Below are 9,123 nucleotides of genomic sequence, written 5' to 3'. Positions count from 1 at the left end.
CGGTTCCTCCGCGCCGTCCGCACCCACCTGACGACTGCTCGCTACGTTTTGTTAGCCGCTCTAAACCACGTTGAATCGACCACGATGAGATCGGCGGTGGCTCAAACTGCGAGTGAGGTCCAGGCCGATCGGCTATCGAGGCACGACGCAGAGTTACGCAACAGCCGGTCGACACACTGTGCGATCTTCAGGAATTTTCTGATTCCCTTTGGGCGAGCAAGGGACGCCTGAACAGGCACCCGTGCAACCGATTGCGATGAGGGCGCTGCACCCGCGCATCTCGCCCACGACCGAACAAAGAGCAGCCAGCGAACGCCTGCGTCGCCGCCAGACGGGAGCCGACGTGTTGCTGACGCAACGCGCGTTGCCGTGATCGTTCGGCTGCGGCGTGCTCGATCCGCCACGCGGTCGATGTGTGGATCGGAGCAGCCGTCCCGGCATCGGCAGGTAGCACGCTCGCAACGCGCAAGACCGTGCACATGCGACACCGCACCTAGGCGTTGCCAGCCGCTCCAAATCGCATAAACGACGATGGCGCAGGAAACTCCTGCGCCATCGTTCAATCCACATCGTGCGAGGCGATTACTGCTTCGGGCTCTCGCCGTACTGGTTCGGGCCCGGAGTGCCTTCCAGGCACATGAACACGAGCACGATGAAACCGCCGACGTAAGGCACGAAGCTGATCAGATAGAACCAACCCGACTTGTCCTGGTCATGCAGCCGCCGCACGGTCACCGCAATGCTGGGCACGATCAGCGCCAGCACGAAGATCGCCATGATGGCGCCGACCACCCAGGCCAGCGGACCGGGGCCGTTCTCGCCCCCCATCACCGCCGCTGCAATACCAAACATGATGCCCAGCACCACCAGAACGATCACCTGCAGCAGCATGAACATCCAGTATTCCTTGCGACGCGACCGACCTTCAAAATCGGCGTAACGCTTGAGCGGCAACAACATCCATTCCATCGTGGTTCTCCTGTACGAGCAATCAGCGGCGTTTGTGATCCGGTGCACAGTGCAACGGGCCGCGCATGGTGCCATAGCCGCACTCTGGTGAAAACGCTTTCTTCACACCCGAATCCAAATTGCCGCCACCAGCCGACAGACGGTTGCCGGCGCCGGTAGAGTCCGCCAGGCGAGGACTGTTTGGCAGGCGCTTGCGGAGATGCCACGGCCAGCTGGGCCGGGCAGGCTGCCCCGCCAGTGCCCACGTCGCGGCGCATACCTCAGTCGGCCGCGGCCTCCAGCGCCTGGCTCAGCCGCTCCACTGCGATGATCTCCATCCCCTTGATGCTGGCCGTTTTCGGTGCATTGGCACGCGGCACGATCGCGCGCTTGAAGCCGTGCGTCGCAGCTTCCTTCAAGCGGTCCTCGCCATTGGGCACCGGGCGTATTTCGCCGGACAACCCGACCTCGCCGAAGGCGATGGTCTTCTCGGACAACGGCCGGTCGCGCAGCGAGGACAACACCGCCAGCAACACCGGCAGGTCGGCCGCGGTCTCCTGCACGCGAATGCCGCCGACCACGTTGACGAACACGTCCTGATCGCCCACCACGATGCCCCCATGCCGATGCAGCACCGCCAGCAGCATCGCCAGCCGGTTCTGCTCCAGTCCCACCGCCACCCGGCGTGGATTGGACAACGGCGAGGCATCCACCAGCGCCTGCACCTCCACCATCAGCGGCCGGGTGCCTTCGCGGGTGACCATCACGCAGCTGCCGGGTTGCTGGGTGCTGCCGCCGGACAGGAAGATCGCCGATGGGTTGGAAACCTCCTTGAGGCCCTTTTCGCCCATTGCAAACACGCCCAGCTCGTTGACCGCACCGAAGCGGTTCTTGAACGCGCGCAACAACCGGAACCGGCTGCCGCTCTCGCCTTCGAAGTACAGCACCGCATCGACCATATGCTCGAGCACGCGCGGGCCGGCGATGCCGCCTTCCTTGGTCACATGGCCGACCAGGAACACCGCGGTGCCGGTCTCCTTGGCATAGCGCACCAGCCGCGCCGCACTCTCGCGTACCTGGCTGACCGACCCAGGTGCTGCGGTCAGCGACTCCGTCCACAGCGTCTGTACCGAGTCGGCCACGATCAGCTTGGGTCGCGCCACGCTGGCATGCTGCAGGATGTTTTCGATGCCGGTTTCGGCCAACGCATTCAAGCCTTCCAGCGGCAGATCCAGCCGCACCGCGCGCCCTGCCACCTGCGCCAGCGATTCCTCGCCGGTGACGTACAGCACCGGCAGCGTGCTGGCCATGCTCGCCAGCGCCTGCAACAACAACGTGGATTTGCCGATGCCAGGGTCGCCACCGATCAACACCACCGCGCCTTCGACCAGCCCGCCACCGAGCACGCGATCGAACTCGCCGATGCCGGTGGACACGCGCGCCTGCTCGGATTGCTGCACATCCTTGAGCGCAGTGATCTTGGGCGCCTCGGCCTTGCCGGCCCAACCACTGCGCCGCGATGCCGCAGGCGAGGCCTTGCCGCCGGGCGTGGCGCTTTCCAGCACGATCTCGCTGAGCGTGTTCCACACCCCGCACTCGGTGCATTGCCCCTGCCACTTGTTGTATTCGGCGCCGCACTCGCCGCAGACATAGGCCGTCTTCGCCTTCGCCATCGTCGTCTTGCCTGTTGTCGTTAATGCGACAGGATAGAGGCTGACGGTCTCAGCATGCGCGACGGCGCTGCAGCGCACGGACGGCGCGCTATCGGGGAGTTCTGATTCTGCAGCCATGAAAAAACCGCAGGATCGACGTCGCTCGACCCTGCGGCTGTGTTGGCGACATGCGCGCTGACGCACGCACGTCCGTCAGGGCTTACCTGGCCTTATACAGCTCGCTCAGGCGGTCAGGCTTGCCGGCGATACGTTCCAGATGCGGATACAGCAGGCCGCCGTGGTAATCGATGCGCACGGTGTCGTAGCGGTCCAGGCGCTTGACCAGCAACTCGATCGGCGCGGTGGTGCCCTTGGCCGCCTTGATCGCGTCCTTGATCACCTCGCTGCTGAAGGCGCGGCCGTTGACCGCCACGATGGTGTTGCCGGCAATCAGGCCGGCATTGAAGGCCGGGCCGTCCCACAGCACGTCGCCGATATCGCCAGAGGCTTTCAGGGACAGGCCAAGCGAATAGGTCAGGCTGGCGTCCTTGTCGTCGCTCTCGTCGGCCTTGGTGGCAAGGTTCGGCTCCTCGTTGTAGACCAGCTTCCAGCCGTTGGCCTCGATGCCAGCGTTCAAGGAACCGTGCCCGTCCATGCGGCTGCGCAACAGGCTGGCCCAGTCGTAGGGCGCCACGCCATTGAGCGTGGCCACGATGTCGTCGAAGGTGTACGGGTTGACGTCCCAATCGCCGTTCTTCATGCCGAAGAAGGCCTTGCCGAAATCGTCGATGGAGCGCTTGTTGTTGGTCAACTCGCGCAGCTTGCTGTCCACTTCCAGCCACATCATCTGGCCGCCGGAGTAATAGTCTTCGGCCATCTGATAGCTACGGTAGGCCTTGGGGCGGCGCATCGACATGGTCGGATCGTTGGTGGTGTCCTGCACGGTGCGCCAGGCCATGCCGGGGCGACCGCGCTCGTAGTTCGCCGCCACGCCGGCCAGCATCTCGCGTGCCTGATCCTGCGTCCACAGGCCCGAACGCGCAGCCATCACTTCGCCCCAGAACTGGGTCTGGCCTTCGTACAGCCACAGCAGGCTGTCGCCCATCGGGACGTTGAAGTTCGGCGTCGCCAGGTCGGCGCCGCGACGGTACTTGCCATTCCACGAATGGTTGAACTCGTGCGCGAGCAGGTCGCGCCCGGTCCAGCTCTTGTCCCACTCGGTGAAGTAGGTCGGCACCCCGCTGTTTTCGCTGGAGCGGTGATGCTCCAGGCCGATGCCGCCCAACTTCTTGGTCAGCGCCAGCAGGAATTCGTAGTGGTCGAAATGGCGCGCGCCGTAGAGCTTGTCCATCTGCTGGACCAGCGCCGCATGCGCCTTGATCTGCTCGGGCTTGGCCTCCAGCGACTTGGCCTCGTCGGCGAACACATTGAGATAGACCGGCTGCTTGCCGCTGCTCAACTCCACGCGTTTGTAGTACTTGCCGGCAAACATCGGCGAGTCGACAAGGTCGTCGAAATCGATCGGCTTGAAGGTCACCGTGTCGCCGATGCGACGATCGGTTTCCAGCGCGGTGGCATAACTCCAGCCCGCCGGCAGCGTCACGCTGGCCTGCGCCTTGATGTTGCGCGCATAGGTCCCGGCCGGGTACAGCGCAGTGGTATTCCACTGCAGGTTGAGCATTTCCGGGGTCATCATCACCCGGCCCTGGTTGGGGGCCTGCGGCGAGAGGAACTTGAACTCGGCCACCAGCTCGGTGGCGCCCTGCGGCACGTCCACCTTGAATGCGTAGACATCGAACTGGTCGCGCGTCCATGGCACCACCTTGCCGTCGACCTTGATCACCAGCCCGGCGAGCTTGTCGATCGGCCCGGTCGGCGAGTGATTGCCCGGAATCCATTGCGGGTACAGCAGCGTCATCGGGCCGGGCTTTGCCGGCATCGTGGTCTTGACCTTGAAGATGCGGTGCGCCAGGTCGGTGGCATCGACGTCGATCTTCAAAATCCCGTCGAACGGCACGTCCTGCGGCGGCGCGGTTTGCGCGGCGGCCGGCAACGACAGCGCTGCCAGCAGCGACACGGACAACAGGGTGGGCATCTTCATCGCAACTCCGCAGGTGACCTGGAACAGGCAAGCCCACGATGCTAAGCGCCCACCACGGCTTCCCCGTATGCCATTGGTCATGCCGCAGGCAAATTCATGCGCAAAAAAAGCCGCCAATCGCTGGCGGCCTTCTTCATAACAGCATGACGCGATCCGGCATTGCGCCGTCTCAATGCATCATGTTGACGTTCATGTTGTGCAGCACCCACAGCGAGCCGACGATCACGATGCCGATGATCAGCAGCGAGAACAGGCCCACCTGCACGTTGGAACGCTGCTCGGGCGTGCGATCCATATGCAGGAAGTACACCATGTGCACCAGCATCTGCACTGCGGCCATGACCGAGATCACGACGATGGTGACGCCCTTGGAGAACGCCCCGCTCATCACCATCGCAAACGGGATGACGGTGAGGATGACGGCCATGACGAAGCCGATCAGATAGGACTTCAAACCGCCGGCATGCGCATCGGCCGCGGTCTCGGTGTGGTGGTGATTGGCCATTACAGCGCTCCCAGCAGATAGACGACGGTGAACACACCGATCCAGATGATGTCCAGGAAGTGCCAGAACAGGCTCAGGCAGGCCAGACGCGTGCTGTTGCGCGCAGTCAGGCCGTTCTTGGAGATCTGGATCACCAGCACCGCCATCCACAACAGGCCCGATGCCACGTGCAAACCGTGGGTACCGACCAGAGTGAAGAAGGCGGACAGGAACGCGCTGCGTCCCGGGCCGGCACCTTCATGGATCAGGTGATTGAATTCCCAGACTTCCATGCACAGAAAGCCGATACCCAGCAGCGCGGTCACGCCCAGCCAGCCATACAGGCCGGTCATGCTGCGCTTGTGCGCAGAAATCATCGCAAAGCCAAAGCTCAGGCTGCTGAACAACAGCAGGAAGGTTTCCACCAGCACGAACTTCAGATCGAACAGCTCCTTGGCGGTCGGCCCGTCCACCGTGGCGCCGGAGAGCACCGCATAGGTGGCGAACAGACCGGCAAACAGCAGGCAGTCGCTCATCAGATAGACCCAGAACCCGAAGACGGTGTTGCCACCGCCGTCGTGATGCTCGTGGTCGTGATCGTGGCCGCCCGCGTGGGCGGCGTGGTCAAGCGTGGTCGAGGAAGCCATGGTCATACCACCTTCGCGGCCTGCGCCGCCTGTTGCTGTTCGAGCAGCGCAAAGCGCGCGTTTTCGATGCGCTCCACTTCATCGGCCGGCACCCAGTAATCGATGTCGTCGTCGAAGGTGCGCGCGATGAAGCTGCCGATCATGCCCACCAGGCCAATGATGGCCAGCCACCAGATGTGCCAGATCAGACCGAAGCCCAGCAGCACGCTGAAGGCACCGATATACACACCTGCGCCGGTGTTACGCGGCATGTGGATGGGTTCGTACTTGGACGGACGCACCCACCCCTTGCCGTTCTGCTTGTCGGCCCAGAACTGATCGCGGTCGTCGATGTGCGGCAGCACGGCGAAGTTGTAGAACGGCGGCGGCGAGGAGGTGGCCCATTCCAGCGTGCGGCCATCCCACGGATCGCCCGTGTAGTCCATGTGCTCCTTGCGCTTCCAGACGCTGTAAGCGATCTGCACCAGATTCAGGAAGATGCCCAGGCCGATGATCGCAGCACCCACCGCAGCGACATACAGCCACGGCGCCCACTCGGGGTGGTTGTAGGTGTTCATGCGACGGGTCATGCCCATGAAGCCGAGCACGTACAGCGGCATGAAGGCCACGAAGAAACCGATGATCCAACACCAGAACGAGGCCTTGCCGATCTTCTCGTTGAGCTTGAAGCCGAATGCCTTCGGGAACCAGTAGGTCAGACCTGCCAGGTAACCGAACACCACGCCGCCGATGATCACGTTATGGAAGTGCGCGATCAGGAACAGGCTGTTGTGCAGCACGAAGTCCACGGCCGGAATCGCCAGCATCACGCCGGTCATGCCGCCGATGGTGAAGGTGATGATGAAGCCGATCGTCCACAGCACCGGCGAGGTCATGTGCACGCGACCGCGGAACATGGTGAACAACCAGTTGAAGATCTTCACGCCGGTCGGAATCGAGATGATCATCGTCGTGATGCCGAAGAAGGCATTGACGTTGGCACCCGAGCCCATGGTGAAGAAGTGGTGCAACCACACCACGAACGACAGCACGCCGATGCACGAGGTGGCGTAGACCATCGAGGTGTAGCCGAACAGGCGCTTGCGGCTATAGGTGGCGATCAACTCCGAGAAGATGCCGAACGCCGGCAGGATCAGGATGTAGACCTCCGGGTGACCCCAGATCCAGATCAGGTTGACGTACATCATGGCGTTGCCGCCACCGTCATTGGTAAAGAAGTGCGTGCCCAGGTAACGGTCGGCACCCAGCAGCGCCAGCGCCACGGTCAGGATCGGGAATGCAGCGATGATCAGGATGTTGGTGATCAACGCGGTCCAGGTGAAGATCGGCATGCGCATCAGGGTCATGCCCGGCGCGCGCATCCGCATGATCGTCACGAAGAAGTTGATACCGGTCAGCAACGTGCCTAACCCTGAGACCTGCAACGCCCAGATGTAGTAATCGACACCGACCCCTGGACTGTATTCCAGCCCCGACAACGGCGGATAGGCCAGCCAGCCGGTCTGCGCGAACTCACCGACGCCCAGCGAGATGTTGATCAGCGCCGCGCCGGCCACGAACAGCCAGAAGCTCAGCGAGTTCAGGAACGGAAACGCCACGTCGCGCGCACCGATCTGCAACGGCACGATCAGGTTCAACAGGCCGGTCATGAACGGCATGGCCATGAAGAAGATCATGATCACGCCATGCGCGGTGAAGATCTGATCGTAGTGATGCGGCGGCAGCACACCTTCGCCGCCGTTACCTGCCAGCGCCTGCTGGGTGCGCATCATCGCCGCGTCGGCAAAGCCGCGCAGCAGCATGACCAGCGCCACGATGATGTACATCACACCGATGCGCTTGTGATCCACCGAGGTGAACCACTCCTTCCACAGGTAGCCCCACAGCTTGTACTTGGTGATGGCGCCCGCGATGAGCAGGCCGAGCAGGCCCGCACCACCCAGCGCGACCATGATGATCGGCTCGTGGTACGGAACCGCCTCGATCGTAAGTTTGCCTAGCATCACTTGTCTCCAGAAGTGCACATGGCGACCGGCTCTGCAGCCGATGCCTCATGGTCGCCGTGGCCTTTGTTGTGGCCCGGACCATTCATGTATTTGTCGACCAGCGAGCGGAACATGCCGTCCTGCACCGACGAGTAGTAGGTGACCGGATACTGTTCCTTGTCGTTGCGATTGGCAGCCAGCACCTGATATTCGGCGGCATTCAAGGACGTCGGCGATGCCTTGACCTTGGCCACCCATGCATCGAAACCGGCTTGGTCGACCGCATGCGCCTTGAAGCTCATCTTAGAGAAGCCGTGACCGCTGTAGTTGGTCGACAGGCCGAAGTACTCGCCCGGCTCGTTGGCCACCAGATGCAGCTTGGTTTCCATGCCCGCCATCGCGTAGATCATGGTGCCCAGGTGCGGAATGAAGAATGAGTTCATCACCGTGTCGGAGGTGATCTTGAAGTTCAGCGGCGTATGCACCGGGAACGCGATCTCGTTGACCGTGGCGATGTTCTGGTCCGGGTAGATGAACATCCACTTCCAGTCCAGCGACACCGCTTCGATGTTGATCGGCTTGACGTCCGAATCCAGCGGCCGGTACGGGTCTAGCGCATGCGACGAGCGCCAGGTCAGCACCGCCAGCACCAGGATGATCACGCACGGGATCGACCACACCACCACTTCGATGGCAGTGGAGTGCGACCAATCCGGCTCGTAGCGTGCCTTCGTGTTGGATGCGCGGTATTTCCACGCGAACGCAATCGTCATCACGATCACCGGGATGACCACGATCAGCATCAGCACCACGGAGGTGATCAGCAGTTGCTTCTCGTCGTGGCCGATCTGGCCTTTCGGATTGAGGATGGCCGAGTTGCAGCCTGCCAACAGCAGGAACGGCAACATCAGACCTGGACGAAGTAAACGCCCGAGATGTTTCAGCGGAATCATCGGTCGATCCAAGTGCGAAGGAACGCCAGCCGCGCATCGTCTCCCGCCAGGGAGATGTCCGGCGATGCCCTTCGTTTTGAGGAAGGGCCCACGCAGACCGAAGTCGCAGGTTAGCGCGCCAATTTTAATCTTTGCTGCACCTGCACGAAACCCATTGGCAATGATCTGCCGCAATAAATGCGCGCAAAACCGTGCGACATGTTGTCGCAGCGCAGCGTAAGCAAAAAGGCAGGCCATGACGGCCGTCGTCGCCGCCTCCGCTCTGCAGTGCAATCGATGCGAAAAACGCGTGAAATACGCTTGCGGACGCCAAAAACGCGACTGGGCCGGCCAAGGGCCGACCCAGTGTTGAA

7 protein-coding genes and 1 other RNA gene are annotated in these 9,123 nt (G+C 62.4%); 1 reads left to right on the top strand and 7 read right to left on the bottom strand.

Annotated elements, in window-relative coordinates:
- Positions 1-57: non-coding RNA, sX9 sRNA (locus Y887_RS19150), on the top strand; the annotation flags it as partial.
- A gap of 525 nt (positions 58-582) precedes the next feature.
- On the opposite strand, the gene Y887_RS13180 is transcribed toward Y887_RS19150, so the two are convergent.
- The 7 genes from Y887_RS13180 to cyoA form a co-directional block, all read right to left on the bottom strand.
- A complete protein-coding gene (locus Y887_RS13180; RefSeq protein WP_046964761.1) occupies positions 583-969 on the bottom strand; it encodes a DUF805 domain-containing protein in 387 nt (128 codons plus the stop codon).
- Between the two features lie 260 nt (positions 970-1,229).
- On the bottom strand, positions 1,230-2,621 hold the full coding sequence (gene radA / locus Y887_RS13175) for a DNA repair protein RadA (RefSeq protein WP_046964760.1): 1,392 nt from the start codon (positions 2,619-2,621) through the stop codon (positions 1,230-1,232).
- A gap of 199 nt (positions 2,622-2,820) precedes the next feature.
- Positions 2,821-4,701, bottom strand: a complete 1,881-nt coding sequence (locus Y887_RS13170; protein ID WP_162199167.1) for a M61 family metallopeptidase — start codon at positions 4,699-4,701, stop codon at positions 2,821-2,823.
- 169 nt (positions 4,702-4,870) lie between these two features.
- The gene (cyoD, locus tag Y887_RS13165) at positions 4,871-5,206 is read right to left on the bottom strand and encodes a cytochrome o ubiquinol oxidase subunit IV (RefSeq protein ID WP_005989936.1); all 336 of its coding nucleotides are present in this window, start codon (positions 5,204-5,206) and stop codon (positions 4,871-4,873) included.
- Entirely contained in the window at positions 5,206-5,838 is a 633-nt protein-coding gene (gene cyoC, locus Y887_RS13160; protein ID WP_181112921.1) for a cytochrome o ubiquinol oxidase subunit III, read from the bottom strand. The genes cyoD and cyoC overlap by 1 nt, the downstream gene beginning before the upstream one ends.
- Positions 5,835-7,835 carry a cytochrome o ubiquinol oxidase subunit I gene (gene cyoB / locus Y887_RS13155; protein ID WP_046964759.1) on the bottom strand — a complete coding sequence of 667 codons (2,001 nt, stop codon included), beginning with the start codon at positions 7,833-7,835 and terminating at the stop codon, positions 5,835-5,837. Before cyoB ends, cyoC begins: the two co-directional genes overlap by 4 nt.
- Positions 7,835-8,770 carry a ubiquinol oxidase subunit II gene (gene cyoA, locus Y887_RS13150; RefSeq protein WP_046964758.1) on the bottom strand — a complete coding sequence of 312 codons (936 nt, stop codon included), beginning with the start codon at positions 8,768-8,770 and terminating at the stop codon, positions 7,835-7,837. The genes cyoB and cyoA overlap by 1 nt, the downstream gene beginning before the upstream one ends.
- Between the last annotated feature and the right edge of the window lie 353 nt (positions 8,771-9,123).

Source organism: Xanthomonas pisi DSM 18956, from assembly GCF_001010415.1.
Classification (GTDB): Bacteria; Pseudomonadota; Gammaproteobacteria; order Xanthomonadales; family Xanthomonadaceae; genus Xanthomonas; species Xanthomonas pisi.
Note: the sequence above shows the minus strand (reverse complement) of the source record. Positions and strands in the feature narration are given on the sequence as shown.